The following is a 25,986-nucleotide window of genomic DNA, read 5'->3' on the forward strand; positions in this document are numbered from 1 at the left end:
GAACCCCTGGGGTGACACTCGTGCCCCCCTCAAACAATTAATTGGCAATCTAACCGCAAACAATGTGCCAACCCAAGAGGAACTCGGTTTTTCAACAATTTGGTATAAAACCCAACAACCGCAAGAATAGCTGCTGTCAATTTTTCCGACACCCCCAACCCGTGCGGTAGCGGTATCTAACCCATCGTACCGCGAACCGGCAAGGCAATATCACATTTTTTAAATGGTGTTTAATTTAAATTATAACCAAATACAAAAATTCAGTAATTCTGCAACCAGGACCGCATCAGGCTGTCAATCGACGCCTTGGCTTTTTGGTTCCACTGTCCCGCCGGTACGGCATTCTGCCCGCCAACATCGGCTACGGAACGCTCTTCCAGATCACTGACGAAAACCGCGAAGAGAACCGGCCGCTCGGATTGACCAAAAAACCGGCCTGCCAAAGCAACACCATAATTCATGGTCCCCGTCTTCGCCCAGACACGAAGCGCCGTTTCGGGACGGTCCAACCGGTCCTTAAGCCAGCCTTTCCACCCGGAAACCGCAAGCCTTGGAAAAAATGCCCGCTTCAGGGCGGGTTTCCGCGCAACATATTCCAAAACCGCCAACATCTGACGGGCGGTCATGCGTCCTTCGCTATCCAAACCAGAATGATTATTCAGGGCCATCCCGGACCAATCCATGCCAGAAACTTTCTGCGCCCACCAATCCCGCAGCCGTGCGGAAGACTGGGCCAGGTTTGCAGGCTGATCGCCCAATGCACGGCTGACAGCAAGGCCGATCAATTCCGCCTGGATATTGCTGCTGGTTTCCAGCATGTTTTCCACCAAATCGATCATTGGTGCGCTTTCATGGCGGGCAATTTCCTGACATTCTTTATCTGGCGCATTGCCGCGCACGGGTTCCGGCAGCTCTAGCCCCTGGGCGACCGCCAATTGCTGAAAAACCGCCCCGGCATGAAGTCCTGGATCTTTGACGGGATAGCGGGCATCGCCTTTCGAACCCGACGGCAGTTCCAATAGCCAGTCGGTGGGCACCTCGGTTAAACCGGTATCGGGGGATTGATAGAGGGAAACAGCATTACCGCCCTCCGGCTGCCAATGGATATAGACGAGCGCATCGCGAATGGTGAGCGCACCGACCTCCGGATTATAATAGGCGCTTTTAGGCTGGTCCGCGCTGACATATTCCCGGGGAGCCAAGCTGTCATCAATGATGAAGGAAGCAGGCATCTCCACGCTGGCCAGGAAACCGGCCGCGTCATCCGCCATTTCTGCCAGATCCCCAATATCAAGATCAGGATCCCCGCCACCGACAAGATAGAGGTGGTCGCCGGCCTGACAAAGCTTGGTGACAAACCGGTGCCCGGGCCCAAGCACTTCCAACGCCGCAACGGCCGTGAGCAGCTTCGCGGTGGATGCCGGGATCAGGGCCTTGTCCGCGTGAAAGGCGGAAAGGATCTCGCCGCTATCCTGGTCAATCAGTAAGTATCCCGCCTGTGCACCATCCAGCCCCTGCTGGGCAAAAGCCTCGGCAGCATCCTGTGCGATTGCAGGCGCGGATGGGGTTACAACTTCCTGATAGGTCGGCGAGCAGGCCCCAAGGCCGATCATCCCAGCCAAAGCCAGTCCTCTTGTCACCCTTTGTGCGCTTAACATGCCCAATTCACTCCCGGCCAGCCATTATCATCCCCAATTTCTGACGCAGATTCGCGGCCACTAAAAGACGAATATGAAGAAAATTCTCACCCCTTGGCCCGTTTCGGGGATAATGGATGAAATTGCGCCTCCCAATTCCGGGCGTTTGCTGTATATACAGCGCCAACATGAGCAATAAGAAGAAATGGTGCCTCCATGGTAGAAAAGAACTTTATCACCGCCCAGGAACTGCTGGATGATTCCTTCCGCCTCGCACGGCAGATTTTCGAGGACGGTTTCCGTCCTAATTATATTGTTGGTGTCTGGCGCGGCGGCACCCCGGTCGGCATCGCGGTCCAGGAGGCTCTGGAGCATCTAGGCGTCACCGCGGACCATATCGCCATCCGCACCTCTTCCTATGACGGCATCGACAATCAGCGCGATGAAGTGCGCGTTCACGGGCTGCATTACATCATCGACAATGTGAATGCGGAGGATTCCCTGCTGATCATTGATGATGTGTTTGATTCCGGCCGCAGCGTGCAGGCGGTGATTGACAAAATCCACAAGGAATCGCGCCGCAACGCCCCGGAAACCATCAAGATCGCAACGGTCTATTACAAACCCTCCCGGCGCAAGGTTGACTGCACGCCTGACTATTTCATCCATGAGACCGAAGAATGGCTGGTCTTCCCCCATGAACTGGTCGGATTGAGCGAAGAAGAGATCGCCAAGCATAAACCTGTCGCCGCCCGGTCAAAGGCGCGCCAGGAATGACAATACAGTCATAAATCCGTTGAAATCAAAGGCCCCGATCCGGGGCCTTTTTCCATTGAAGCGCGTTTGGATTTCTGTTGGATACGGACAGCCACATCTTACACGCAATTTAACTAAAATTGTCGCTTGTGGTGATGGAATTTGCCGGATAGGCTGCATCCATAGGTAAAGAATTACCAATACAATCTCTAGAATTGGGGGAGCAATCAAATGAATAAATTCAAGGGCATCCGCTGGATATCCGCATTGGCGGTCTGCTTTGGCCTTGCCGGCAACGCACAAGCCGCGATCATCACTTACCATTTTGAAGGTGTTATCGACCGGATCGATGATTATTCCTACGATCCCAGCACCATCATGGACCGGAATTTCGCGCTTGGCGACACGGTGAGCGGTACCATTTCCTTCTCCACGGACAATGTCTTTGACCAATCACCCAGCAACCCAGATTCAGGTTTGTATCTGGTCGATGGACAGATGGACATGTCCCATAATTCAGGAAATTACAACGCGGACGATATAGGACCCGGAATTATGTACCGCCATCCGATTTCCACGATCACGCGACAATTCATTTCCATGAATTTCCAGTCAACCAGCCCGAATCAGCTGGAAGGCAAGGACGTCCATGTCAGTGGGTTCATCGGCTTTATATCGGAGGCAGGCAATGTGCTGCCCAATGATTCATTCGACAATCTCCTCGATATCGCAATGGACGATTGGGAAAAAGCCTTCATCAACATGGATTTCAGCGACGGTTTTCCCTGGGGAGAGCGCCTTGGCGGCATCTATGCCTCCTTCACCTCCTGGACGAAAGAGGGCGATATCGGCGATGTAAACGCCCCGGCCACACTGGCATTGATGCTGTTCGGCCTGGCTGGTCTGGGTATCACACGCCGGAAAAAACAGGCTGCTTAACGGAAGCAAACATTGGACAGAAGAAAAAAGCGCCCCGCCTTTGATTCACGGCCAACATACCCTTATCCCGAAACAGAAAAATGCGGTCCATTCTGGGCCGCATTTTCTATCAGGCCGGCATTCCCTCGCTACGCTCAATAAAAATTTTAACAAAATTCCCCTAAAATTGAATATTGCTGAACAGGGCAGGCAGGAATAGAATCTCCCTGCAATCAATAGAAATCTCATGACTAGCCATTCTTTGATTCGGGGGGATCCAGATTATGAAGACCTTATTGAAAGGCATCCAATGGATGTCTGCGCTGGCCATGTGCCTGGGGATAACCCAGTTCGCACAAGCGGCAAGCGTAACCTATACCTACAAAGGGAATATCGATAGCCAAGGCATCATCGGCTATCATTCTTCAGCCAGCCTTATCCGGGTTGGCGATCCGTTTTCGGGCACCCTTTCGTTTGAGACGGAAGATGTATCAGACCTAAATGATATGACACCTGATTCCGGCGTCTACAGGGTCAATGGAACCCATCAATTTCATCAGGAATATATTGGTACCAGCTCAAGCGAGTTTTCTATCGAAATCTACGCTAAACATCCGCTGACGCAGGATTTTTCAAATATCTTCCAAGGTATCTACTTCAACTTGCAGCCCAGCATCCCTGCCTCCCCAAACGATAGGGGCATAAAACATGGGGGGCTGCTGGCATTTTATGCTGATTCATATGGCTCTCCCGCACTGCCTTTAAGCGATGATTCCCTCGAACAGGCTCTGGATATCGTGCTGGAAGACTGGGTGGCCGCCAGCTTGGAACTGTTTTTTGATCATCAAATTTCGCCTGATGGAGGCATGTTTTCCGGCGGGCTGTTCGGTTACATCACCGAATTCACAAAAACCAGCCATGATGTTCCTAGCCCAAATGCCCTGGGACTTATCGCTATTGGCCTGACGGCTGCTGGCTTTGCTTGGCGGCGGCGGAAGGCCGGTCAGGATTGGTACTCCGGTTAGTCGGCAGCAGAAATTCCTCCCCATCTGGACGCTTAGGCCCCTGGCCGATCGGTTTCATTCCGCCCCGACTAAGCTCTCCTCAGACAAATGCCAGTTGGTCGCATTCACGACAACCAGCGGCGTTTTTTCTTGAATTTTTAAATCAGATATGGCTTATAAGCCCACTAGGTGTCCGGGTCGCAAGGCCCATGCTATGGGGGGTTCAAGGGAAGAGGCGGCGCAATGCCGTTTACCTGATCCTGTGATACATGAACCGGTTGCGGTATTTTGCCGCGGCATGATGGCATTGGATGGTTCGCGCCATTTAAACCAGTCATAGCAGACACTATATATTTTTTAGGTGCCAGTTAGTGCCCGTCATATTCTGCAATGTCAGCTATGCAATTTTTGCAAGCCCGATTTGCGAAATAGGCTCGTTTCTTTTGAATCTAGTTAGGCTATTTCAGCAGCAGAAACGTTACGGGTTTATGACAATAAGAAAGGGATTATCGTGAGCGATTCCGAAAAGAATAAAAAGCCGCAATCCGATCGCAATTACGAAAGTAAGCCGCGTAAATGCCTGATGTGCCGGAATGAATTCAAAAGCTCCTGGCCGGGCGAACGCGTATGCTCCAACTGTAAACAGACCAGCGCCTGGAATGATTCCTCGCTCGCTGCCTGATCGGGTTGCACGCTAATACCGACCTTCAAATGCCCGCCGCAACGCTATTCAATGCTTCGGCGGGCTTTTGATTCCTGCAATCCCAGCTCCACCAACTCCCGCAACTCCCGGCTGGCAGAGGCATAGCCCTGCATCGCCGCCTTATAACGGTCAGCATATTCCGACGCCTCCCGAAACTCTTCTGTCGCCTCCTGATAACTGGGCAGTTTTTCCCGGGCAAGGTTATTGCGGGCCATCGTAAACCAGCGATTGGCATTGGCGGCATTGCGGTCGATGCCAACCCCTTCAAGATAACAGAGCCCCAGATTATATTGCGCCGCCGGATAGCCCTGGCGGGCTGCCTCCAGAAACCAACGAAAGGCTTCGCGTGAAAGCGTTTCATCCTCTGGATTGACCTGGGCCAGCCGCTTGAGATGATAGCCGACAAGATTTTGCGCCTCGCCCACCCCATTGCGCGCCAGGCGGGTCAGCACAGGCACCACATCATAGCGCCGCTGGTTATAGGCCCGGCGTAAATCCGCATAATCCCATCCAATTTCCGCCCCTACCTTGGCGATTTCTTCCTCTTCCGCCTTTTTACGGTCAAGATCGCTGGTATCCACATTGCCAAGAAGAGCTCTCGCTTCCGACAATTGCGCGGGTGTAAGGTCGGGTAAAACCAGTTTACGCTGGTCTTTGGCATCCACATGCCCCTGCCGGGCAGCCCTCTCAAACCAAAGGAAGGCATTCAGCTTATCTGTCTCCACGCCATATCCGTTGGCATAGAGCCAGCCCAGATAAAACTGTCCCTCGGCATTGCCGGCCTTTGCCGCCCGCTCGATCCACATAAAAGCCGATTTGTCATCTTGTTGAACTTGTTCGCCAGCTTCGTAGACGAGGCCCAGCTCCACCTGGGCCGCGGCATCCCCCCCTTCAGCCCGTTCAATCAAACCAGCCAGATCATCAGCCAGCGCACCAGCAGCCATCATCACAAGGCCCGCCAATCCGCCTAAGACATTTTCTGTCAGGCGAAATCGCTTTTGTTCTTTTGCCAAGGTTTTTGACAATTCCCGTGCCCCTGTTTCAATTCTGTAATCCAAGAGTAGCGGGCAGGCTCCACCACGGCAATCCAGAGACGCCCAAATCACAAAAATGCCCAATTGGCCCATAATCTGCATCATCGGACTCGTACGCCCAGACAGGGCAAACCATTGGACAGTTGCCGGAATCACGGTCACAATGGGTTGATTCAATAACAGTATTTTCAGTTGGACCTTGCCATGATTGACGATGACGACTTTGATGAAAATGACATGATGGCAGCCATCGAAGCCGAACAGGCGGAGAAAGCGGCCGCCGGCGGTGACGATGAAGAGTTCGACGAGAATGATATGATGGCCGCCATTGAAGCCGAACAGGCCGAACGGGGCGCTGACGGCGGGGATGACGGCGACGAATTCGACGAAAATGATATGATGGCCGCCATTGCTGCCGAGCAAGCTGAACGCGCTGGCGGTGGCGATGCAGGCGGTGGTGGCGGCGGTGGCGACGATGTCCGGCTTTCTCTCGCGGTGAGTGCCGTTGAAAATATCGGTGTCGATATTACTGCCGTCTTGGGTGTTGCCGATATGAAGGTTTCAAACCTGTTGAAAATCGGCCGTGGTGCGGTCATCGAATTGAACCGGCGCGTGGGTGATGCGGTTGAACTGCGTGTGGCAGGGCGGCCGATTGCCAAAGGTGATGTGGTCGTCGTTGAGGACCATCTGGCGGTATCGGTAACAGAGGTCTTCAAGCGCAGCACAGTGCCACAGGATTGAGGCCAGTTGCCTATTTGGAAAAAGAAAAAGCCCTGCAAATCCTGCAGGGCTTTTTCTTTTTCCGGCGGATGCCGTCCTATCTCACTCAAACCCGGTCGGTCGGAATGTCGAAGGCCGCACGCTTCAAGAGATCTTCAATCTCACGGCTGGTACGGGTTTCACGATAGTCGCGAAGGGTCAGTGCCTTTTTGCGCCCCAGCGCATTGATCAGCCGCTTAACCATCTTTCCAATTCCTTCTTACAGGCGCATCCCGCGCATCATGTCGTCACCCGGCTTGCCGAGAGTTTCTGTCGCTCATATACGGTTGTCACGATCGGAGCACAATGACGGAAAACGACCAGGGCATGCTGGAAATCGACCAAACCGAGCCAGCCATGCAGGGACTGCATCATTATCGCCAGAACCCATGCAAAAACCACAGGTCCTGGCGGAAAAATAAGAACTATCTCATGATTTGATTCTAACCAGCTCCCAGCATTAGGCTATCAAAAAAAGGAAAAATCCGCCTGTTGTTTCAAGTCAAACGAGGATCACATCATGACCGGCCCTATCATCGCCAGCTGTGAGGACATGCTGGCCAGCACAGTCGAGCTTGCCGGTTTGCGGGTCATTGATGTTGGCTGCGGCGACGGGCGTTTCACCCGGTTCATGGCGTCTGAAGGGGCCGATGTGACGGGCATAGAATGCAATGCAGAACAATTGGCCGCGGCAGGCCGCCATCCCCCGGTCGCCGAAGAGCGCTATGTAGGTGGTACCGGCGAAAACCTGCCGGCTGCGCCCGCTTCGGTCGATCTCATTACATTTTTTTCATCCCTGCATCACGTGCCGGTCGGCTCCCAGATGAAGGCGCTGATGGATGCTGCTATTGCCCTGCGTCCTGGCGGACTGCTGTATATTTCGGAACCCCTTGCCAGTGGCCCCAGCTTCGAAATGTTCCAGCCGATCGATGATGAAACGGAAATACGGGCCGCCGCCTATGACGTGATTCGGGACGCGGCCACCACCGGGTTGCGTGCCCGCCAGGAAATCATCCATCAAACCGAAGATAAATATCCGGACCTTGAAAGCCTGGAAGCGGAAGTGATCCGGATCGATCCCGCCAGGGCCGCTATTTTCGAGCAAAAACGCCCGTTTCTGAAGGCCCGTTTTCATCAGTTTGCCCGTGAGACGCATAATGGCGATTACGCCTTTGCCCAGCCCATGCGGGTTAACCTGTTGATGAAGCCCTAGGCAAAAAGCCATTCCCCGCAGGCCCGACATTATAAAACATGCTGGTCCATGACCAAATGGCGCTTGGGCGGCACAACAGGAATGGGCACCAAAACACCGATAATGTGGCTGACAGTTCCATCCCTGGCAAAAAGGGGGCAATCAACGGATTCAAACCGTTTGACCAAATCATAACGATTCACAAGCTGCCCCAGGCAGATATGACAGCGCCCCGTTTCAACGATGGTCTGATAATAGTGCGCCAGACGCACATATTCCCGGCCGTCCGAGTCATTTTGCGGTCCCATGGTGCTGATCACGCGCCCCATGTTATTTGTTCCGATCACTTCCGAAACCGCTTCACCGCAAAGCCGGATCTCAAATCGTGTCGGGCTGCAAACCTGAACCAAAAAAATATTGTCGGCCAGCGACAAATGATCGGCGATGTCAAAATCACGATAGCCCGGTTTACCGCCCTTGAATCCCGTCCACCATTCCAGCAAATGCCGGCTGAGCGCCGAGAGAAGCTCCGCCGTCTCGCCGTCCCGGACATGGTCAATAACCTGTAGATCATAATCCTGGATATGCATCTCACCCCCCGGAATACAAAATTAATCCAGCCCCATTTCCGAGATTAAAACATATCAACTGACAGTTTAAATATGGTTAATTATTCGCGTAAAAATTATGAAGCTAGCGTTTTTATTCAGGCGCCTCCTTCCAAGGCCGTCCCCCGTAACAGCTTTCTCACGCTCTGTTGATTTATATAAAGCGCAGAAAATCCTTTATCTTGGCTGGGTTATGCAGCAGACAATCAAACGGCAACCAAACCACATCCACCAAAGGCGCATATTACAATGATGCAAAAGGATCTGGCTGAATATCTCTTCGGCAGGAAAGCTCCGTCCCACCTGCCCAGCCGGGTTTATCAATCCATTGCGGACCAGCAGGCACAAAGTGAACGCCTGATCAGCTGGTTTCAGCTGCTCTTGGTCAGTTTTTTCGGCCTTCTTTATGCGATCGCTCCTAAACCGCCTGCCCAGATGGAGCTTCATCCGGTTCCCTGGATTCTGAGCATCTATCTTGCATTCACCATGGTCAGGCTGATCATCGCCAGCCGCGGTCGCCTGCCTGAATGGCTGTTGCGGATCTCACTTGCCATGGACATGAGCTTGTTGATGGTGTTGATCTGGAGTTTCCATATCCAATATGACCAGCCCCCGGCCTTTTATCTTAAAGCGCCGACCATGGTTTATGTCTTCATCTTCATTGCCCTCCGCACACTGAGGTTTGACCCCCGCCATATCCTATTGGCCGGCTTCGCCGCGGCGATCGGCTGGGCCACCCTGGTCGGCTATGTGATCTATATGGATAACGGGATGATGGTGATCACCCGGGACTACATCAAATACATGACCTCAAATGCCATCCTGATCGGCGCCGAAATAGACAAGATCATCTCGATCCTGATGGTGACCATCATTCTTGCAGTCGCCGTTGCGCGGGCAAAGCGTGTATTTGAAAGAAACGTATTTGACAGCATGGCGGCACAGGATCTGTCACGATTTGTCTCGCCGGAAATCGCAGACCGCATCACCCATGCGGATGAAGAGATAAAGCGCGGCGATGCAGAGGAAAAATTCTGCACAGTGATGTTCACCGATATCGAGGGCTTTTCAACCGTGGCGGAAAAGGTTTCCGCCATTGAGCTTTCCAATATGCTTAACGACTATTTCGATGCCATGTCGGAAATTATCTCTCGCCACGGCGGAGTGATCACCCAATATCAGGGCGATTTGATGTTGATCACCTTCAATGCGGTCACCGCCAATGAGAAACATGCCCAAAATGCAGTTCAAACCGCCCTGGAAATTCAGGAAGCCACCAAAAACAGGCTTTTTGGCCCAGGATATGCGTTGCGCACCCGTTGCGGCATCAACAGCGGCGATATAGCGATCGGGGCAATCGGGGCTCAGGACAGGCTGGTCTTTACCGTGCATGGGGATGATGTGAATGTAGCCGCCCGCCTGGAAGGGATGAACAAGGAATTCGGCAGTTACATCCTCGTCGGAGAAAACACGGTCCAATCCTGTGCGACGCAATTTAATTTCAGCGAAATCGGTCATATCCAGGTACGTGGCCGCACCGGTAAAACCGGTATTTATTCACCCGACATCGCCACAGGTTTCTCCAATGATCATGATCGTGGTGAGGAACAATAAGCCTATGCGCCGCCCGCCGCTTTGCGGATGCGGAAAACCAGCTTCCCCCCTTCCTTGCGGCATTCTTCCAACAGATGGCCCTGCGCCCGGCAAAAGGCCGGGAAGTCCTTCTCCGCGCCGGGATCAGTCGCATAAACTTCCAACAGATCTCCGTCCGCCATTGTTTTCAGCTTCTTCCGGGCCTTCAAAACCGGCAATGGGCATAGCAGCCCCGATGCATCCAAAAAATCGTCGGCCATACGATATTCTCCACCAACCAAAGCACATTGTGCCCCCGTTTTCTGGAAAGACAGCGAAAAAGACAAGCTGCTTTATTGACGTGGGGTTTGAAAAAGCCAATCATTGCGATGTAATGGCTTGGAATCCAATCATGTTTACCAGCCAAACCGCAATTTTGTTTCCCGGATGCGCCTCAACATGAAAACCGGATCATTATGAGCATCTATCTTCCGATTGCCGAAATCTCGGTCAATATCTTCGTTATCCTGGGACTGGGCGTCGGGGTAGGTATGCTATCGGGGATTTTCGGTGTCGGTGGCGGCTTTTTGATGACCCCCCTGCTCTTCTTCCTTGGCATCCCGGCACCGGTGGCCGTCGGCACCGAGGCCAATCAGATTGTGGCCTCCTCGGTTTCGGGCGTGCTGGCCCATTGGCGGCGCGGCAATGTTGACGTGAAAATGGGGATTTTCCTGTTGATCGGCGGCCTGATCGGTTCGACTGCCGGTGTTTATCTCTTTGCCTGGCTGCGCACCCTTGGCCAGATTGACCTGGTCATCAAGCTCTCTTATGTCGTCTTCTTGGGCATCATCGGCACCCTGATGATGATCGAGAGCATCAAAGCCATGTTCCAAAGCCGCAGCGGCGCCGTTCTGACCGCATCAAAACGCAATCAGCATAACTGGCTGCATGGATTGCCCTTCAAAGTGCGGTTCCGACGGTCCAAGCTTTATATCAGCGCCCTGCTGCCGATCGGGGTCGGTATCGTGGTCGGTGTGTTGAGTGCGATCATGGGGGTTGGCGGCGGTTTTGTCATGGTGCCCGCCATGATCTATCTGCTGGGCATGCCGACATCTGTTGTGGTGGGAACATCCCTGTTCCAGATCATTTTTGTCACAGCCAATGCCACATTCTTCCAAGCCTATCTGAACCAAACCGTTGACATTGCCCTGGCCATACTTTTGTTAGTCGGCGGCGTGGTCGGCGCGCAGATTGGCACCCGGATGGGATCCAAATTACGGGGTGAACAGCTGCGCGGTCTGCTGGCCGCCATGGTGCTGCTGGTATGCGGCAAACTATTGTTCGACCTTTTGATTGAGCCGGAGGACATCTATTCCATCGGCCTGATCGGAGGGCATTAAGGATGTTGATGTACCGGTTCCTGCTCGCACTCACTCTGATGCTGTTTTTGCCGCTGAGCGCCCGTGCAGAAAGCCTGGTTGCCGATTTGTCCGAGCATATGGTTGCCATCACGACCGGCTTTACCGGGACCGAGCTGTTGCTGTTCGGCGCTGTTGACGGGGATGGTGATATTGTCGTGGTCACACACGGCCCCACCGAAGAGGTTGTCGTCCGTAAGAAGGACAGGGTCGCCGGCATCTGGATGAATACCCAGGCTGTGACCTTTGAACATGTACCCTCCTTCTACCAGATCGCGGAGACGGAGGGTGCGGTGAACGCCATGGCGCTTTCCATGAAACGGCGCCATAAGGTCGGTGTCCGCCATCTGAGAATGGATTATCAGGAAACGCCCTTGGAAGACTATCAGATTCGCCCGTTCCGCGAGGCCTTGATCCGTAACAAGCAACGGATGGAGCTCTATAGTGAAGAGCCGGGCCTGATAGAACGGCGCGGAAAAAACCTTTTCAGGACCGAAGTGTTTTTCCCCACCAACATTCCAACCGGCACCTACATCATCGAAACCCTTCTGGTGAAAGATGGTGAAGTGGTCAGCGCCCAGACCACCCCGCTTTTCATCAATAAACTTGGCCTTGGCGCGCGAATTTTTCGCTTTGCCAATGTTTACCCCGCCTCATACGGGATCGCCGCCATTCTGATCGCGGTACTTGCGGGCCTGTTTGCCAACTGGATCTTCCGGAAACTGAGCTAAGCCCTTTTCTGAGCCCACTCCGACCTCTTGACCTTTGTGCCAACTCCATTATATTAGAATAATCTTATATTTAGTCGAGGAACTGAAATGTCCCAACTGTCTCCGGAAATGGCGGCCCCGCTGCTTTCTTCACAGGAGTGCATTTTCCTGGATGTGCGCGAGCCGGATGAATTTGCCCGCAGTCATATTCCCGGCAGTCTCAAGGCACCGTTATCCCAGCTGACGGCACAGAGCTTGCCGGATATCCAGGGTCGCAAAGTTATCCTGCTTTGCCAGTCGGGCATGCGCAGCGAGCAGGCACGCCAGTTCTTTCTCCAACATGGTGTGGAAGCGAACTGCATCGAGGGTGGCTTAACTGCCTGGCAAAAAGCCGGCCTGCCGGTTAATGAAAACAAGGCAGCCCCCATCAGCATCATGCGCCAGGTGCAAATCATTGCGGGCAGCCTGACTTTGGCGGGGGTTTTGCTCGGCAGCTTCGTCACCCCTTCTTTTTATTGGCTTTCGGCTGCGGTCGGGGCTGGGCTGGCATTTGCCGGGCTGTCCGGCACATGCATGATGGCGTCCTTGCTCTCCAAACTGCCCTACAACAAAGTCAAAGCTTGATAGAGACCTTTTACAGGGGCAGGATGCGGGCGGCCAATTCATGGACCGCCCTCTTCCAATTCCAGGATCTGAATTTTATGAGTTTTTCGCTTCATCCCCGCCTGGACGCCGATACCTTTCTGCTCGGCGACCTGCCGCTTTGCCGCGCGCTCCTCATGAATGACAGCCGCTTTCCCTGGCTGGTATTAGTGCCCCGGCGAGCGGATATCCGAGAGATCCACCAATTGCCAGAAACAGATCAGTTCCAACTGTTGCGGGAGATCACCCAGGTTTCCGCCGCAATGGAAACTGCCTTTTCCGCGGAAAAGATGAATGTGGCCGCCCTCGGCAATATGGTGCCCCAACTCCATATCCATATAATCGCGCGCTTTGAGGCTGATGAAGCCTGGCCCGGCCCAATCTGGGGTGTCGGGCAGACAATTCCCTATGCTGATGAGACAGATCCCGCCGTCATGCGGTTTAAAACCCTAATGTCCAACGTCGGCGGACAATAGGGCCTGACGCGACCTTCCTTCTTTTTAATTGACCACAGCAAGCATCTGGCGTGAAGATTAAAACATGCTCGATCTGCCTTTTGACGATCCGATCCTTTTAGGACTGCATACATACTGGTCTTCTAAGAGGGATGGCCAGAGCCTTCCCACACGCGCGGACATTGATCCTGCCGATATCCCAAGATTGCTGCCGCATATCATGCTGCTCGAAATGCGCGGCCAGGATCAGCGTTTCTTTGTGAGGCTTGTCGGCACCAAAGTAGCCTTTGGCCAGGACCCGACCGGCACCTTCATGGAAGAGAGTGCCCCGGTCGGCAGTTACGGATCTCACATAATTGCGCTCTTCCGAAAGGCTGCCGAAACTCCTCACGCGCTTTATGCGGAGCATGAATACGGCCATCCCGACCAGGGGGCTTCCCGAGTGGCCAAAAGACTCTTCATGCCCTTGGTTAACGAAGCTGGCACAATCTCAATGCTTCTAATCGGCCAGCGCATCATAGCGCCCGAGTTTGTACAGCGCTCCCTCTGGCAACTGAACCCGGATCAAATACAGGAAGTCCGGATGTGCGAAATACCGTGAGACATGCATGGCTCCCCCCGCCGGTCATGCATAAATAAAGAAACTGTCATCGAATAGTTACATCCCACGGCTAATTCTAGTTTTGCTATGGCGTGGTTTGGTGCCCTCCGCAACAACACCCAACCACGCGCCGATTGAACTGCACCTGACCGCGTGTCTCCCCAGAGCAACCACGCGGTCATTTTTTTGCGTCAGCCGGTGGTAAAATGAACGGACTGACCGCTCCGCTCCATTATATTTCTATCGAATATTAAAAGCTCACTTGCTCCACAAACAGAGCGGAGCAAGTAAATAGATTTCAATCCTAAGACTATGCAAAATAAACAAAATACTTTATTATAAATTAAACGCCGTGTTCTGGATAAAGATGTTGGAAGGAATACTGTAGTGCGATTACAAACAACTGCTTTCATCAATAACCAGAGCTTGCCTGAGAGATTTGCCTTTTGCCGTATCTCGCCGGAAAACCATGTAACCCTGAGCGAGAATATCAATCCAGATTTTCAATGGGCCAACCTACCGGTTGAAACACGGTCGCTCGCCCTTGTCTGCCATGACCCGGATGTTCCTTCCCGACCAGATGATGTGAATAAGGAAGGACGCACCGTCTCAAAAGATCTGGCACGGGTGGATTTTTACCATTGGGTTTTAGTCGATATCCCCCCTGATCTGGGCGGCATTACCGAAGGATCAGCATCCAGCGGTGTTGTACCGCGGGGGAAACCGTTGGGCCGAACTCTGCATGGCCGCGCAGGCCTGAACAACTATACTGACTGGTTTGCCGGAGATGCCAACATGGCTGGTGATTACGGCGGCTATGACGGCCCCTGCCCGCCCTGGAATGATGAGATCATGCATCATTATCACTTCACGCTTTATGCCTTGTCGGTGGACCGCCTGGAGCTTCCAGATAGATTTGGCGGCCCCGAAGCCCTAGCCGCCATGAACGGGGTCATCCTGGACCAGACCAGCCTAATGGCTACCTTCTCATTAAACCCGGATCTTCAGGGAGAATGACCGAACGGCAGGGAATAAATCTCCGGGCGCATTCGCGCCTCCCCTCTCTGCAAGCATGGATTTTGGCCTTTCTCCTGTTGATGATTTTCATCACAATCAGTCAAGCCTCATTCAGGATTGGCGGCACCGGTGCGGACCTAGGCACCATGCGACAGCTCGCAAAAGCCTACAGCACAGCCACCAATGACACTGTCATAAAAATTGTACCGAAACCCAGCCTGGAATCATGCGTGAAAGCCCTGCTGGCCGATGACATCCAGATCGCCATCAGCGACCGCCCGCCCACGGATGAAGAAAGCAAAGCGGGCATTCTCTCCCTGCCATACGCCAGGACCGCCCTGGTTTTTGCCACAGGCTCAGACCAGGCCGGTCACGAGCTTACTCCTACATTGCTCAAGCGGATCTATAGTGGCCAGCTCAACAAATGGCCCGGTGGCGGCCCCATCAGCTTGATCATGCACGACCAATCCTCTCCCGTGACGGATCTGCTGCTATCCCAATATCCCGAATTGTGGCTGTCCATGAAAGATGCCTACAATCGGCCCGGCACCATCATCGCAACGTCCAACCAGGATATGGCCAGCCGGCTGGAACGCCTGCCCGGTTCCATCGGCACCATAAGCCTTTCGGCCATCTTAGGCGAACAACGTGGATTACATCCTCTCCCTCTTAATGGCATCGCAGCAACCCCCGCCAGCATCGCCAATAACAGCTATCCCGTTATTCTCACCCTCTATTTCCTGCTCGGGCCGGAGAAGCCGAATAATACCGCTCGGCCAGAGGCACTGAATTTCATCCGCTTCGTACATAGCCCGCGAGGCCGAATCATCCTTGGCAATACAGGCCATCAATCCCTTTCATCCAAGCCCTCTGCATCGCAACAAAATTAATATATTATTCAATACCTTACGAAAACCTCCATACGCATGCGTATGTTTTTATCTTGAAACAGACCGAAGGCTCGGCTATTAAAATTCAAAACACCATACGCCAACGTATGTTTCTTGCATTAGGAACCTGTTTTCCGGCAAGATTATAAGAAAAAGTTAGGAACGAAGGGACAATGGATCGGTAAGGCACATAATCCTTCCGGCCAGGGCCAAATCCCAAAACCGAGACAACCGAACCGGGAGACAGGCATGAACCAGTTGGACAGAATTTATCAGCACAGCTTAAGCGATCGCGAAGGCTTCTGGGCGGAAGCGGCGGACGAAATCGACTGGCAGGCCCCATGGAACAAGGTCCTGGATACTTCCGGCGCGCCACATTTTTACCGTTGGTTCGAGGGAGCGCGCTGCAACACCTGCTACAATGCTGTCGACCGGCATGTGGAACAGGGCCGCGGGGACCAGGCCGCCCTGATCTATGACAGCCCGATCACCAACCAACAAAAAACCCTCAGCTATTCGGAATTGAAGGATAAGGTCGCCCATTGCGCCGGCATGATGCGCGCCCTGGGTATCGAAAAAGGCGACCGGGTCCTGATCTATATGCCGATGATCCCACAGGCCGCCGTCGCCATGCTGGCCTGCGCGCGCCTTGGTGCCATTCATTCTGTTGTGTTCGGCGGGTTTGCCGCGCATGAACTGGCCACAAGGATCAAGGATGCGACCCCACGGCTGATCCTGACCGCATCTTGCGGCATTGAACCCGGCCGCGTCATTCCCTACCAGCCTCTCATTGAAGATGCACTAAAAGAGGCCCCCGGTATTGTTGAGAATATTGTCGTGACCCAGCGGGAACAGGCCGCCTGGGATCTTACGGCCGGGCGTGACCATGACTGGAAAGCCGGCATGGAACAGGCTGAACCGGCCGAATGCGTATCCGTTACCGCCACCGACCCACTCTATATCCTCTACACCTCCGGCACCACGGGCCAGCCTAAAGGAGTCATGCGCGATAATGGCGGCCATATGGTGGCCCTCAAATGGTCGATGAAGCATGTCTACGACATGGAGCCAGGAGAGGTCTATTGGGCGGCAAGCGACGTCGGATGGGTCGTCGGTCACTCCTATATCGTTTATGCACCACTGTTGCATGGCTGCACGACGGTGCTGTTTGAAGGCAAGCCGGTGGGTACGCCTGATGCGGGCACATTCTGGCGGGTGATCGCCGAGCATAAGGTCAAAGCCCTGTTCACCGCCCCCACCGCCTTCCGCGCCATAAAGAAGGAAGACCCCGACGGCAAGCTCATCGGGCAATATGATCTATCGCATTTTAAAACCCTGTTCCTGGCCGGAGAGCGATGCGATCCGGATACCCTGAACTGGGCGCAGGAAAAGCTGGGCGTGCCGGTCATCGACCATTGGTGGCAGACCGAAACCGGCTGGGCGATGGCTGCCAACTGCATGGGCATCGAGCCACTTCCCATCATTCCGGGCTCTCCCACCCGTGCGGTTCCCGGTTATGAGATCCAGGTGCTCGACCATGATGGCCACGAAGTAAAACGCGGCGAGATGGGCGCGATTTGCGTCAAGCTGCCGCTGCCGCCCGGCTGCCTGCCGACCCTTTGGAAGGCGGACCAACGGTTCATTGACGCCTATCTTTCGGAATATCCGGGCTACTACCAAACCGGGGATGCCGGTTACATGGATGAAAACGGCTATGTTTTTGTCATGGCCCGCACTGATGACATCATCAATGTTGCCGGCCATCGCCTGTCCACAGGCGCCATGGAAGAGGTCCTGGCCTCCCATCCGGATGTGGCTGAATGCGCGGTGATTGGCGCCGCAGACAGCCTCAAGGGCCAGCTGCCGCTGGGATTCTTGGTCTTGAAATCCGGTGTAGCCCGAGATGACGCGGACATCATCTCAGAGGTGGTGGCCCTGGTCCGCAAGCAGATCGGTCCGGTTGCCGCCTTCAAGAAAGCCACCGTCGTTCAACGCCTGCCGAAAACCCGTTCGGGCAAGATTTTGCGCGGCACCATGCGTGCCATTGCCGATGGCACAGATTGGAAAATGCCCGCCACTATAGATGACCCGGCAATTTTGGACGAAATCAAGGAACGCCTGCAATCAATCGGATATGCGCAAAACTGAACCGCGATTCCGCTTGAAAAACCTACTCCAGCAAAATCCCCCTTGAGACCTCAGCGCCCGACAAAACGGGCGCTTTTTCTTGCGATAGCGCGATTCACCTATCCGTGATATTAATTAGTACTATAACAAAAATTCGTTTTTGTGATATGATAGGCACAACTCAGGGTGAAGGATGGAAATCATGCCGCATACCTATCGTGAGATTGGTGCCTTGATACATGAGTCGCCATTTTTTGATCATTTACAGCATCTCCATGGGATGCTGTTGAATGATGTGAAAATTGCCGCGATGGTCCTGCATAACAGGGACCATGAAGAACGTAGCACCGACCCGGTTGAGGTTATCCAGCGCTTCGATCTGGATAATATCGAATATGAAGAGGCTGTTCTGAGACTGGAGATGTCCGGCTACATCAACCAGACCGGTGACGGATCTGTCATCCCAGGCCCCCGCCTGAGCGACCAGAAGGATCCCCTGGCGGAATTTCTGAAAAATTTTGACATCACCAACTGAAACTGTCCGACGGGGCCCGATCATTCCTGATCGTCCGGCAGGGAATGCGTTGCCGGCATATCCCGGTAGGTGAGCTTGAGCGATAACAATTCCTCCATCGCCCCTTTCAGGCTGTCATACCAAATCGGCTTTTCCAGAAATCGGTCCACCTGTTGAAATTCCTGTAGTTCCTGGTGTGAAAACCGCCCCGGCGTCACCAGGCCGATAATTATCGGCAGGTCGTTTTCCGGCGGCCTATCGGCCAATTCCCGTAAGAGAAGCGCCCCACCCAGCTCCGGACGGTCCAAATCCACGATCAACATCGAGAGCACATGGGACTGCAAGAAATGCAACGCCGTTTTGGCATCCGTCTCAAAGGTCACCCGGCCACAGCCGAGGGTCATGAGACGCAGCCAATGATATTTACGCTCCCGCCAGCGTATTCCCGTCACCAATACATGAAAAGACGATGAAGGCATCATTCCACATCCTGAGAAAGAGAAGCCCATTCATGCTATCATCCTCCCGGAACAGCGCATAGAGGCAGCCTTGTCAAATCCGCCTTCAGGGAAAAGCCTGCGGCAGCGTGCGGGACTGCGCCGCCAGCACAGCCCTCAGCCGGTCCGGATAATCCGTTATGATACCGTCCACACCACGCAAGACCAGATCACGCATGTCATCTGGATCATTCACAGTCCAAACCACCACAAGAAGCCCTAATTGATGCGCTTCTTTCAAGGCCTCATCGGTCAAGTCCCCATGGAAGGGAGACCAAACCATACCGCCACGTTCATGAATTGCCCGCGGCACCGATGAGCGGGACCAGTCGGGCACCCGCTCGCCAAGCCAGGCATTTGTCCCGTCCGGCCCGCGCCCCAGATTATCCAGCCATTTTCGCTCTGCCGTGAGATAAACCCGTGACAGGTCCGGGGCTTTTTCGGCGACCAGGTCCAGCACGCCCCAATCAAAGGACTGAATGGCGGCGCGTTCTTCAAGCGCATTAGATCGGATCACCTGTATCAGAGCACGAACCACCTTCGTGGGGTTCACCGTCTCTGTGGGAGAAAGAGGCGAATGTTTGATCTCTATATTATACCGGATACGGCCCTGGCTTCTCTTTTCTGCCATGCTGATCACTTGCTGCAAGCTGGGGATGGAGACCGCCTCAAGACCCTGTTGATTTGGGAAACGATCCCGAACCCGGCTACCGGGCCTGAGATAACCGATTTCATAGGCAGCCAATTGATTCAGGGTCAGATCCCGGATCAACATCCCCTCACCGGCCAGCCATTCGCCCGCTAAACGAGTCCGGTCCGGGTCCAGCCGACGGTCATGATGCACCACCAGCACATCATCGGCTGTCATGACCAAATCCATTTCCAATGTATCCACCCCGATGGCGAGCGCTTTTTCAAACCCGGGCAGGCTGTTTTCCGGCACAAGCCCACGGGCCCCGCGATGTCCCTGCAGATCAAAGACATGAGTGCCATCCGCCCCCCCTACATGCGGGGTGGCGACTCCCATCACCAAAAAAATGGCACCAAACAGCCAACCACCCACCCAAAACCGTCCCAGTCGCATCAAGTCCACCCTCCCGCGTTAGTTTCACTTGAAAGGTATAACTGCTTCATTTTCGATAATATACGGAAATTGACCTTTTCATATGAAACTTCACCATCATGAAACAATTTCGTCATAAATCGCTGCAATACTGCGACTCATACTTCAGTTGAATAGCAACATCGTCGCAAAAAAAGACATAAAACCGAAACTATTGAGTTTCAAATTTGAAACCTATAAAGTTCATTTGAAACTTATCGTTTTGCCGATCATGGGAAGGGAATTTTGATCATGGCCGCCATTGAGGAAGGCATCATTGCGCATCGGGGCGGCGCGGCAACCGCGCCGGAAAATACCATGGCAAGCTTCCGTCAGGCCGCTTCCAACGGCATCAAATGGATCGAAACCGATATTTCCCTTCTGGCCGATAAACAACTGATCATCTGCCATGATCCCAGCGTCGACCGATGCAGCAACGGCAGCGGCCAATTAGCGGATATGACGCTTAATGACATAGCCAAACTGGATAATGGCGGCTGGTTTGGCCCGGAATTTACCGGTGAGACCTTTCCCCTTCTGGCCCCTGCGTTACGGGAAGTTGATGCCCTGGGTCTTTCTGTGAATCTCGAATTCAAGATCCACGCAAATGAAGCCGCGGACCTTGTTCCCCGTATGATGGAGTGTCTTCGGAACAACTGGAGCAACCCGGAACGGCTGTTGATTTCAAGCTTTCATTGGGATGGCTTGCGCATGGTCCGCGATATGGATCCTGATGTGCGTATCGGCCTTTTGATGCATGCCCTGGAACCTGGCTGGCAGGAACTCTCTCAGGAGATCAATGCCTACAGCATCCATGCCGACCATAAATGCCTGAATGCTGCCGATGTGGCCGCGGTTAAGGATGCCGGCCTCGCCCTTTATATCTTTACCCCTAATGACCCGGAGGCCGTTTCCAAATTCTGGGACTTGGGCATTGATGCCGTGATCACCGATGATCCTTTGGCATTCCGCCAGGCACATGCCAGTGCACCTGCCCTGGCCTGAGCAAACAGAGTCTTTCCCATGCAATTGAACGACAGACAAAACGACATACTGAATTGGGTCCGGGACCAGGGTTTCCTGGCAATCGACAATCTTGCCGACCATTACCGTGTTTCCACACAAACCATCCGCAAGGATATCAACGGTTTGTGCGAGCATGGCCTGGCCCGGCGGGTTCATGGCGGTATAAGCCGGTCTTCCAGTTCACAAAACCTGTCTTTTTTCGCCCGCCAAACATTGAATGCCAATGCCAAACAGGTAATTGCCAAACGGGCTGTCGCGGATATTCCCGATGGCGCCTCTCTTTTTATGGGCATCGGCACCACCGTGGAATTTGTCGCCAAGGAACTACTGGGAAAACCCGGCTTAAAGGTCAAGACCAACAATTTGAATGTTGCAGCCATTCTTTGTGCGGACAGTGACATTGATGTCCAGGTTTCCGGCGGACGCTTGCGCCATAACGACCGGGATCTGGTCGGACAGGAAACCACAGAATTTTTCGAGCGTTTCCGGGTCGATATCGGCCTGATCGGCGCCGGTGGCCTGGAAACGGATTACGGCATGCTGGATTTCCAGGAAGAGGAAGCCAATGTCACCCGATCCATCCTGGCAAATGCCCGCCACCGGATCTTGCTATGTGACAGCACCAAATGGGGACGGCCCGCCATGGTGAAGGTTGGTGGCTTTGAACAGATCGATGCTTTCTACACCGATAATTTGCCGCGGGAACAGGACCTGTCTCTCTTGCGCAGGCCCGGTCTCGCCATCGTAGAAACCGGCGCGGAGGACATATCGTGACCACGCTTGCTCTGCCGTCGGAGGCAGCCCGAAAAATCCGCTATCTGCTAACCGATGTCGATGACACGATCACGACCGGCGGCAAGTTGCTGCCGGAAACCTTTCAGGCCCTTCACAGGCTCCATGGCGCTGGCATTCAGATTGTCCCCGTAACCGGCGGCTGTGCCGGTTGGTGCGATCAGATTGCGCGGACCTGGCCGGTGGCTGCGGTGATTGGGGAGAATGGTGCTTTTCACATCACCAAAGATGCCGGAAACCGTCTGATTTACCACCGCTGGCAGGAAGAAGAGACGCAAAGCGCCAACCAGGGCAAGATCCTGGAAACCGCTTTCGAAATCCTCGCACAATGCCCATCCCTGCAGTTGGCCAAAGACCAGTCCTTCCGACTGGCGGATGTCGCGATCGATTATAACCAGGATGTCAGCCGCGCCCCCCAGGAAGAAGTGGATTTTGCTTTGGGTGCCTTCCGGCGCGCCGGCATCAATGCCAAGGCCAGCTCCATTCACATCAATGCCTGGATCGGCGATTTCAACAAGGCAAAAGCCGCCAGAAAATTACTGGGTGATAAGTTTGGCCTGCAAGAACAGGCCATGCACGAGATGGTTCTCTATGCGGGTGATGCCCCCAATGACGAACCGATGTTCGCGTTTTTTCCAAACAGTGTCGGCATGGCCAACATCAGGCCTCATTGGAACAGCCTGTCCCATCATCCGGCCTTTGTGACCGAGGCCGAAAGCGGGTTGGGTTTTGTCGAAATGGCAGACGCGCTATTGACCGCGCAAACAGAACAAGAGGGAGGGGAATCAATAAAAAATTCAATCGGTAAACCCGCCAAAAGAGCAGGTAATTCAGTAAGTTAAACCAAGACTATCGATAACGGAGAGAGAAATGAAAACGAAATTGATCGCAGGGGCTCTTGGCCTTTCAGTCACCATGACCTCCACCGCGGCCCTGGCCGCAACCGAAATTCAGTGGTGGCATGCCATGGGTGGCGCCAATGGTGAGCGGGTGAATAAGATCGCCGCCGATTTCAACGCCAGCCAGGATGAGTTTGAAGTCGTTCCTGCCTACAAAGGCAATTATTCCGAGACGATGACCGCCGCTGTCGCTGCCTTCCGTGCCAAGAAGCAGCCGCATATCGTCCAGGTTTTTGAAGTCGGCACCGCCACCATGATGGCCGCTGAAGGCGCTGTCTACCCGATCGAACAGCTGATGAATGATGTGGGCGAGCCGTTTGATTCAAACAGCTATCTGCCGGCCGTAATCAGCTATTACACCGCCTCAAATGGCAAATTGCTGTCCATGCCGTTCAACAGCTCTACCCCGGTGCTTTGGTATAACAAAGACATGCTGGACAAGGCTGGCGTCACCAAGATTCCGACCACCTGGACCGAAATGGAAGATGCATCCAAGAAGGTTCTGGCCAGCGGCGAGAAATGCGGCTTTTCTTTTGGCTGGCAGTCCTGGGTGATGATTGAAAACTTCACCGCCTGGCACAATATGCCGACCGGCACCAAATCCAATGGTTTCGACGGGTTCGACACCGAGCTGACCTTCAACAACGACACCGTCAAGCGTCATATCGCAAACCTGGGCGCATGGCAGAAAGAAGGCCTGTTCCAATATGCCGGTCGACGCGGTGACTCCCTGCCGAAATTCACCAATGGTGAATGCGCCATGTGGATGAACAGCTCTGCCTATTACGGCTCCATCAAGGAACAGGCGAAGTTTAACTTCGGCCAATCCATGCTGCCTTATTACGAAGATGTCGTTGATGGTCCGCAAAACTCCATCATCGGCGGCGCCACCTTGTGGACTCTCAAAGGCCATGACCAGGAAGATTATAAAGGTGTGGCCAAATTCATGACCTACCTGTCTTCCCCGGAAGTCCAGGCCTGGTGGCATCAGGAAACCGGTTATGTGCCGATCACCAAAGCCGCGCATGAACTGTCCCAGAAACAGGGTTTCTACGAGAGCAACCCGGGCACCGACACCGCCATCAAACAGCTGAGCCTGAACGCACCGACCAAAAACTCCTCCGGTCTGCGCTACGGCAACTTCGTCCAGATCCGCGACATCATTAATGAAGAGCTGGAAGCCGTCTGGAACGGTTCCAAATCTGCCGATGCCGCCATGGATGAAGCGGTTGAGCGTGGTAACAAGCTGCTGCGGAAATTTGAAAAAGCGAACATGTAAGTCTCGCTAATTCCCAGTAACTGGGCCGGTCGCCTCGATCCATCCGGGCGGCCGGCCTCTCTTCGTTTTCCCATTCTTTAGTTTCTATTGCAGGATTGCCATGCTGAAACGGGTACATTACCGGGGCTCTCTTTTGCCCTTCCTGCTGGTGGCGCCACAGATTGCCGTGACGCTGATTTTCTTCATCTGGCCGGCCGGTCAGGCGGTCTATCAGTCCTTTCTGGTTGAAGACGCCTTCGGCATGAGCACGGAATTCGTCTGGTTCGAGAATTTTGCCGAATTGTCGGAAGACCCCTACTATTTAGACTCTTTTTTGAAGACCATTGTCTTCTCCGTGCTGGTTGCAGGCCTTTCCATGGGACTTTCCCTGGTCATGGCCGCCATGGCAGATCGCGTGATCAAAGGCAAAACCGCCTATCAAACCCTTTTGATCTGGCCCTATGCAGTGGCACCGGCCATCGCGGGGGCACTCTGGGTCTTCATCTTTGACCCAACCCTCGGCATCATGACCTATGCGCTGGGTTTCCTGGGGTATGACTGGAACCATAAGCTCAATGGCGGTGAAGCCATGACCCTGGTGGTGGTTGCCGCCGCCTGGAAGCAGATCAGCTATAATTTCCTGTTCTTCCTGGCCGCCATGCAGTCCATCCCGAAATCCCTGATCGAGGCCGCCGCCATTGATGGTGCAGGTCCCGCCAAACGGTTTTGGACCATCATCCTGCCGCTGATCTCTCCCACGACATTCTTCCTGTTGGTGATCAATGTGGTTTATGCGTTTTTTGAAACCTTCGGCATCATCCATTCCGTCACCCAAGGTGGCCCGGCCAAGGCGACGGAAATCCTGGTTTACAAAGTGTTTAATGACGGTTTTGTCGGTCTGGACCTTGGCGGGTCGGCGGCACAATCTGTCATTTTGATGGGGATTGTGATCGGCCTGACGGTTATTCAGTTCCGCTATGTGGAAAAGAAGGTGGAGTATTGATCCATGATTGAAAACCGGCCTGTCTCGCTGTTCTTTTCCCATCTGGTTCTGGTTCTCGGGGTTGCTGTTGTGGCGTTCCCGCTTTGGATCACTTTTGTGGCATCCAGCCATGAAGCGGTGCGCATGACCCAGGTGCCCCTGCCTCTGCTGCCTGGCGACCAGTTCTTCACGAACCTGAAACTGGTTCTGTTTCAGGGGCTGGAGGGATCAGGCAGCCCACCCGTGGGCATGATGTTGTTCAATTCCCTGATCATGGCGATCATGATCGCATTCGGAAAGATCGCCATCTCGCTGCTTTCGGCCTTTGCGATCGTCTATTTCAAATTCCGCTTCCGGATGTTCTTTTTCTGGATGATCTTCATCACCCTGATGTTGCCGGTCGAGGTCCGTATCATCCCAACCTTTGAAGTGGTCGCCAATCTGGGGCTGTTGGACAGCTATTGGGGCCTCTCGGTCCCTCTGATTGCCTCCGCAACCGCAACTTTCATGTTCCGCCAGACCTTCCTGACCATCCCGGATGAAATGCTGGAAGCGGCCAGGATTGATGGCGCATCGCCCATGCGGTTCTTCTTTGACATCCTCCTGCCCATGTCGCGCACCAATATCGCGGCGCTCTTTGTGATCCTCTTCATTTATGGCTGGAACCAATATCTCTGGCCGCTGCTGATCACAACCGACCGGGACATGTACACGGTGGTCATGGGTATCACCCAAATGCTGGAGGCCGCTGAACAGGCGCCGGACTGGCATCTCATTATGATGACGGCCCTGATGGCCATGCTGCCGCCGGCGCTGGTTGTTCTGGGCATGCAAAAACTGTTCGTCAAAGGCCTGACGGAAACGGAGAAATAA

30 protein-coding genes are annotated in these 25,986 nt (G+C 53.8%); 22 read left to right on the plus strand and 8 right to left on the minus strand.

What is annotated here, in order from left to right; translation table 11 throughout:
• Window positions 1–260: 260 nt before the first annotated feature.
• The gene (locus DFP90_RS03330; protein ID WP_115934975.1) at window positions 261–1,658 is read right to left on the minus strand and encodes a D-alanyl-D-alanine carboxypeptidase/D-alanyl-D-alanine-endopeptidase; all 1,398 of its coding nucleotides are present in this window, start codon (window positions 1,656–1,658) and stop codon (window positions 261–263) included.
• Window positions 1,659–1,853: 195 nt separating this feature from the next.
• Here DFP90_RS03330 and DFP90_RS03335 point away from each other — a divergent pair, with 195 nt between their 5' ends.
• The 4 genes from DFP90_RS03335 to DFP90_RS22765 all read left to right on the plus strand — a co-directional run bounded on the left by DFP90_RS03335 (window position 1,854) and on the right by DFP90_RS22765 (window position 4,997).
• Window positions 1,854–2,414, plus strand: coding sequence for a phosphoribosyltransferase (locus DFP90_RS03335; protein ID WP_115934976.1), 561 nt, complete (start codon window positions 1,854–1,856; stop codon window positions 2,412–2,414).
• A 210-nt stretch (window positions 2,415–2,624) separates the two neighbouring features.
• Window positions 2,625–3,332: a PEP-CTERM sorting domain-containing protein gene (locus DFP90_RS03340; protein ID WP_115934977.1), complete on the plus strand. Its 708-nt coding sequence runs from the start codon at window positions 2,625–2,627 to the stop codon at window positions 3,330–3,332.
• Window positions 3,333–3,595: 263 nt separating this feature from the next.
• Window positions 3,596–4,336: a PEP-CTERM sorting domain-containing protein gene (locus DFP90_RS03345; protein WP_115934978.1), complete on the plus strand. Its 741-nt coding sequence runs from the start codon at window positions 3,596–3,598 to the stop codon at window positions 4,334–4,336.
• 490 nt (window positions 4,337–4,826) lie between these two features.
• Entirely contained in the window at window positions 4,827–4,997 is a 171-nt protein-coding gene (locus DFP90_RS22765; protein ID WP_181905163.1) for a hypothetical protein, read from the plus strand.
• A gap of 44 nt (window positions 4,998–5,041) precedes the next feature.
• Here the strand turns inward: DFP90_RS22765 and DFP90_RS03350 are convergent, their stop codons facing one another.
• Window positions 5,042–6,157, minus strand: a complete 1,116-nt coding sequence (locus DFP90_RS03350; RefSeq protein WP_115934979.1) for a tetratricopeptide repeat protein — start codon at window positions 6,155–6,157, stop codon at window positions 5,042–5,044.
• 99 nt (window positions 6,158–6,256) lie between these two features.
• On the opposite strand from DFP90_RS03350, the gene DFP90_RS03355 reads away from it, so the two are divergent.
• Window positions 6,257–6,793, plus strand: a complete 537-nt coding sequence (locus DFP90_RS03355; protein WP_115934980.1) for a FliM/FliN family flagellar motor switch protein — start codon at window positions 6,257–6,259, stop codon at window positions 6,791–6,793.
• Window positions 6,794–6,878: 85 nt separating this feature from the next.
• Here DFP90_RS03355 and DFP90_RS22770 read toward each other — a convergent pair whose 3' ends face one another.
• Together DFP90_RS22770 and DFP90_RS23325 are read right to left on the minus strand one after the other, a co-directional pair.
• Window positions 6,879–7,016: a hypothetical protein gene (locus tag DFP90_RS22770; RefSeq protein ID WP_181905164.1), complete on the minus strand. Its 138-nt coding sequence runs from the start codon at window positions 7,014–7,016 to the stop codon at window positions 6,879–6,881.
• A gap of 35 nt (window positions 7,017–7,051) precedes the next feature.
• A complete protein-coding gene (locus tag DFP90_RS23325; protein WP_281269669.1) occupies window positions 7,052–7,186 on the minus strand; it encodes a hypothetical protein in 135 nt (44 codons plus the stop codon).
• A gap of 145 nt (window positions 7,187–7,331) precedes the next feature.
• On the opposite strand from DFP90_RS23325, the gene DFP90_RS03360 reads away from it, so the two are divergent.
• Window positions 7,332–8,024 (plus strand): class I SAM-dependent methyltransferase, encoded by a 693-nt coding sequence (locus DFP90_RS03360; RefSeq protein WP_115934981.1) that lies wholly within the window; start codon window positions 7,332–7,334, stop codon window positions 8,022–8,024.
• A gap of 29 nt (window positions 8,025–8,053) precedes the next feature.
• On the opposite strand, the gene DFP90_RS03365 is transcribed toward DFP90_RS03360, so the two are convergent.
• A complete protein-coding gene (locus tag DFP90_RS03365) occupies window positions 8,054–8,593 on the minus strand; it encodes a PAS domain-containing protein (RefSeq protein WP_115934982.1) in 540 nt (179 codons plus the stop codon).
• Between the two features lie 267 nt (window positions 8,594–8,860).
• Between DFP90_RS03365 and DFP90_RS03370 the strand changes: the two genes are divergently transcribed.
• Window positions 8,861–10,225, plus strand: coding sequence for an adenylate/guanylate cyclase domain-containing protein (locus DFP90_RS03370; RefSeq protein WP_245956948.1), 1,365 nt, complete (start codon window positions 8,861–8,863; stop codon window positions 10,223–10,225).
• Window positions 10,226–10,227: 2 nt separating this feature from the next.
• On the opposite strand, the gene DFP90_RS03375 is transcribed toward DFP90_RS03370, so the two are convergent.
• Window positions 10,228–10,464 (minus strand): sulfurtransferase TusA family protein, encoded by a 237-nt coding sequence (locus tag DFP90_RS03375; protein ID WP_115934983.1) that lies wholly within the window; start codon window positions 10,462–10,464, stop codon window positions 10,228–10,230.
• A gap of 195 nt (window positions 10,465–10,659) precedes the next feature.
• On the opposite strand from DFP90_RS03375, the gene DFP90_RS03380 reads away from it, so the two are divergent.
• The 9 genes from DFP90_RS03380 to DFP90_RS03420 all read left to right on the plus strand — a co-directional run bounded on the left by DFP90_RS03380 (window position 10,660) and on the right by DFP90_RS03420 (window position 18,578).
• Window positions 10,660–11,583: a sulfite exporter TauE/SafE family protein gene (locus DFP90_RS03380; RefSeq protein WP_115934984.1), complete on the plus strand. Its 924-nt coding sequence runs from the start codon at window positions 10,660–10,662 to the stop codon at window positions 11,581–11,583.
• 2 nt (window positions 11,584–11,585) lie between these two features.
• On the plus strand, window positions 11,586–12,332 hold the full coding sequence (locus tag DFP90_RS03385; RefSeq protein ID WP_115934985.1) for a TIGR02186 family protein: 747 nt from the start codon (window positions 11,586–11,588) through the stop codon (window positions 12,330–12,332).
• A gap of 87 nt (window positions 12,333–12,419) precedes the next feature.
• Complete coding sequence (locus tag DFP90_RS03390; protein WP_115934986.1) at window positions 12,420–12,935, plus strand: rhodanese-like domain-containing protein; 516 nt, start codon at window positions 12,420–12,422, stop codon at window positions 12,933–12,935.
• A 77-nt stretch (window positions 12,936–13,012) separates the two neighbouring features.
• Window positions 13,013–13,429, plus strand: a complete 417-nt coding sequence (locus DFP90_RS03395) for an HIT family protein (RefSeq protein WP_115935507.1) — start codon at window positions 13,013–13,015, stop codon at window positions 13,427–13,429.
• Window positions 13,430–13,493: 64 nt separating this feature from the next.
• Complete coding sequence (locus tag DFP90_RS03400; RefSeq protein WP_115934987.1) at window positions 13,494–14,009, plus strand: PAS domain-containing protein; 516 nt, start codon at window positions 13,494–13,496, stop codon at window positions 14,007–14,009.
• A gap of 387 nt (window positions 14,010–14,396) precedes the next feature.
• Window positions 14,397–15,026, plus strand: a complete 630-nt coding sequence (locus DFP90_RS03405) for a YbhB/YbcL family Raf kinase inhibitor-like protein (RefSeq protein WP_115934988.1) — start codon at window positions 14,397–14,399, stop codon at window positions 15,024–15,026.
• Window positions 15,027–15,106: 80 nt separating this feature from the next.
• A complete protein-coding gene (locus DFP90_RS03410; RefSeq protein WP_281269685.1) occupies window positions 15,107–15,916 on the plus strand; it encodes a PstS family phosphate ABC transporter substrate-binding protein in 810 nt (269 codons plus the stop codon).
• A gap of 213 nt (window positions 15,917–16,129) precedes the next feature.
• Window positions 16,130–18,064, plus strand: coding sequence for a propionyl-CoA synthetase (locus tag DFP90_RS03415; protein ID WP_281269686.1), 1,935 nt, complete (start codon window positions 16,130–16,132; stop codon window positions 18,062–18,064).
• 181 nt (window positions 18,065–18,245) lie between these two features.
• Complete coding sequence (locus tag DFP90_RS03420; protein WP_147300924.1) at window positions 18,246–18,578, plus strand: hypothetical protein; 333 nt, start codon at window positions 18,246–18,248, stop codon at window positions 18,576–18,578.
• Window positions 18,579–18,598: 20 nt separating this feature from the next.
• On the opposite strand, the gene DFP90_RS03425 is transcribed toward DFP90_RS03420, so the two are convergent.
• Together DFP90_RS03425 and DFP90_RS03430 are read right to left on the minus strand one after the other, a co-directional pair.
• Entirely contained in the window at window positions 18,599–19,039 is a 441-nt protein-coding gene (locus tag DFP90_RS03425) for a response regulator (RefSeq protein WP_181905165.1), read from the minus strand.
• Between the two features lie 82 nt (window positions 19,040–19,121).
• On the minus strand, window positions 19,122–20,138 hold the full coding sequence (locus tag DFP90_RS03430) for a glycerophosphodiester phosphodiesterase (RefSeq protein WP_115934993.1): 1,017 nt from the start codon (window positions 20,136–20,138) through the stop codon (window positions 19,122–19,124).
• A 270-nt stretch (window positions 20,139–20,408) separates the two neighbouring features.
• Here DFP90_RS03430 and DFP90_RS03435 point away from each other — a divergent pair, with 270 nt between their 5' ends.
• From DFP90_RS03435 to ugpE, 6 genes are all read left to right on the plus strand, one after another.
• A complete protein-coding gene (locus DFP90_RS03435) occupies window positions 20,409–21,161 on the plus strand; it encodes a glycerophosphodiester phosphodiesterase family protein (RefSeq protein ID WP_115934994.1) in 753 nt (250 codons plus the stop codon).
• Window positions 21,162–21,179: 18 nt separating this feature from the next.
• Complete coding sequence (locus DFP90_RS03440) at window positions 21,180–21,956, plus strand: DeoR/GlpR family DNA-binding transcription regulator (protein WP_115934995.1); 777 nt, start codon at window positions 21,180–21,182, stop codon at window positions 21,954–21,956.
• Window positions 21,953–22,816 (plus strand): HAD-IIB family hydrolase, encoded by an 864-nt coding sequence (locus DFP90_RS03445; RefSeq protein WP_181905166.1) that lies wholly within the window; start codon window positions 21,953–21,955, stop codon window positions 22,814–22,816. Before DFP90_RS03440 ends, DFP90_RS03445 begins: the two co-directional genes overlap by 4 nt.
• Before the next feature lie 28 nt (window positions 22,817–22,844).
• Complete coding sequence (gene ugpB, locus DFP90_RS03450) at window positions 22,845–24,152, plus strand: sn-glycerol-3-phosphate ABC transporter substrate-binding protein UgpB (protein ID WP_115934996.1); 1,308 nt, start codon at window positions 22,845–22,847, stop codon at window positions 24,150–24,152.
• A gap of 100 nt (window positions 24,153–24,252) precedes the next feature.
• Entirely contained in the window at window positions 24,253–25,134 is an 882-nt protein-coding gene (gene ugpA / locus DFP90_RS03455) for a sn-glycerol-3-phosphate ABC transporter permease UgpA (RefSeq protein WP_115934997.1), read from the plus strand.
• Window positions 25,135–25,137: 3 nt separating this feature from the next.
• Entirely contained in the window at window positions 25,138–25,986 is an 849-nt protein-coding gene (ugpE, locus tag DFP90_RS03460) for a sn-glycerol-3-phosphate ABC transporter permease UgpE (protein WP_115934998.1), read from the plus strand.

Source organism: Aestuariispira insulae (assembly GCF_003385955.1).
GTDB classification, from domain to species: domain Bacteria; phylum Pseudomonadota; class Alphaproteobacteria; order UBA8366; family Aestuariispiraceae; genus Aestuariispira; species Aestuariispira insulae.

Bases quoted from the DNA above. Each gene is read 5' to 3' on its own strand.
- DFP90_RS03330 (WP_115934975.1), bottom strand. From the start codon at position 1,658: ATGTTAAGCGCACAAAGGGTGACAAGAGGACTGGCTTTGGCTGGGATG.
- DFP90_RS03335 (WP_115934976.1), top strand. From the start codon at position 1,854: ATGGTAGAAAAGAACTTTATCACCGCCCAGGAACTGCTGGATGATTCC.
- DFP90_RS03340 (WP_115934977.1), top strand. From the start codon at position 2,625: ATGAATAAATTCAAGGGCATCCGCTGGATATCCGCATTGGCGGTCTGC.
- DFP90_RS03345 (WP_115934978.1), top strand. From the start codon at position 3,596: ATGAAGACCTTATTGAAAGGCATCCAATGGATGTCTGCGCTGGCCATG.
- DFP90_RS03350 (WP_115934979.1), bottom strand. From the start codon at position 6,157: ATGATGCAGATTATGGGCCAATTGGGCATTTTTGTGATTTGGGCGTCT.
- DFP90_RS03355 (WP_115934980.1), top strand. From the start codon at position 6,257: ATGATTGACGATGACGACTTTGATGAAAATGACATGATGGCAGCCATC.
- DFP90_RS22770 (WP_181905164.1), bottom strand. From the start codon at position 7,016: ATGGTTAAGCGGCTGATCAATGCGCTGGGGCGCAAAAAGGCACTGACC.
- DFP90_RS23325 (WP_281269669.1), bottom strand. From the start codon at position 7,186: ATGATGCAGTCCCTGCATGGCTGGCTCGGTTTGGTCGATTTCCAGCAT.
- DFP90_RS03360 (WP_115934981.1), top strand. From the start codon at position 7,332: ATGACCGGCCCTATCATCGCCAGCTGTGAGGACATGCTGGCCAGCACA.
- DFP90_RS03365 (WP_115934982.1), bottom strand. From the start codon at position 8,593: ATGCATATCCAGGATTATGATCTACAGGTTATTGACCATGTCCGGGAC.
- DFP90_RS03370 (WP_245956948.1), top strand. From the start codon at position 8,861: ATGATGCAAAAGGATCTGGCTGAATATCTCTTCGGCAGGAAAGCTCCG.
- DFP90_RS03375 (WP_115934983.1), bottom strand. From the start codon at position 10,464: ATGGCCGACGATTTTTTGGATGCATCGGGGCTGCTATGCCCATTGCCG.
- DFP90_RS03380 (WP_115934984.1), top strand. From the start codon at position 10,660: ATGAGCATCTATCTTCCGATTGCCGAAATCTCGGTCAATATCTTCGTT.
- DFP90_RS03385 (WP_115934985.1), top strand. From the start codon at position 11,586: ATGTTGATGTACCGGTTCCTGCTCGCACTCACTCTGATGCTGTTTTTG.
- DFP90_RS03390 (WP_115934986.1), top strand. From the start codon at position 12,420: ATGTCCCAACTGTCTCCGGAAATGGCGGCCCCGCTGCTTTCTTCACAG.
- DFP90_RS03395 (WP_115935507.1), top strand. From the start codon at position 13,013: ATGAGTTTTTCGCTTCATCCCCGCCTGGACGCCGATACCTTTCTGCTC.
- DFP90_RS03400 (WP_115934987.1), top strand. From the start codon at position 13,494: ATGCTCGATCTGCCTTTTGACGATCCGATCCTTTTAGGACTGCATACA.
- DFP90_RS03410 (WP_281269685.1), top strand. From the start codon at position 15,107: ATGATTTTCATCACAATCAGTCAAGCCTCATTCAGGATTGGCGGCACC.
- DFP90_RS03420 (WP_147300924.1), top strand. From the start codon at position 18,246: ATGCCGCATACCTATCGTGAGATTGGTGCCTTGATACATGAGTCGCCA.
- DFP90_RS03425 (WP_181905165.1), bottom strand. From the start codon at position 19,039: ATGATGCCTTCATCGTCTTTTCATGTATTGGTGACGGGAATACGCTGG.
- DFP90_RS03430 (WP_115934993.1), bottom strand. From the start codon at position 20,138: ATGCGACTGGGACGGTTTTGGGTGGGTGGTTGGCTGTTTGGTGCCATT.
- DFP90_RS03435 (WP_115934994.1), top strand. From the start codon at position 20,409: ATGGCCGCCATTGAGGAAGGCATCATTGCGCATCGGGGCGGCGCGGCA.
- DFP90_RS03440 (WP_115934995.1), top strand. From the start codon at position 21,180: ATGCAATTGAACGACAGACAAAACGACATACTGAATTGGGTCCGGGAC.
- ugpB (WP_115934996.1), top strand. From the start codon at position 22,845: ATGAAAACGAAATTGATCGCAGGGGCTCTTGGCCTTTCAGTCACCATG.
- ugpA (WP_115934997.1), top strand. From the start codon at position 24,253: ATGCTGAAACGGGTACATTACCGGGGCTCTCTTTTGCCCTTCCTGCTG.
- ugpE (WP_115934998.1), top strand. From the start codon at position 25,138: ATGATTGAAAACCGGCCTGTCTCGCTGTTCTTTTCCCATCTGGTTCTG.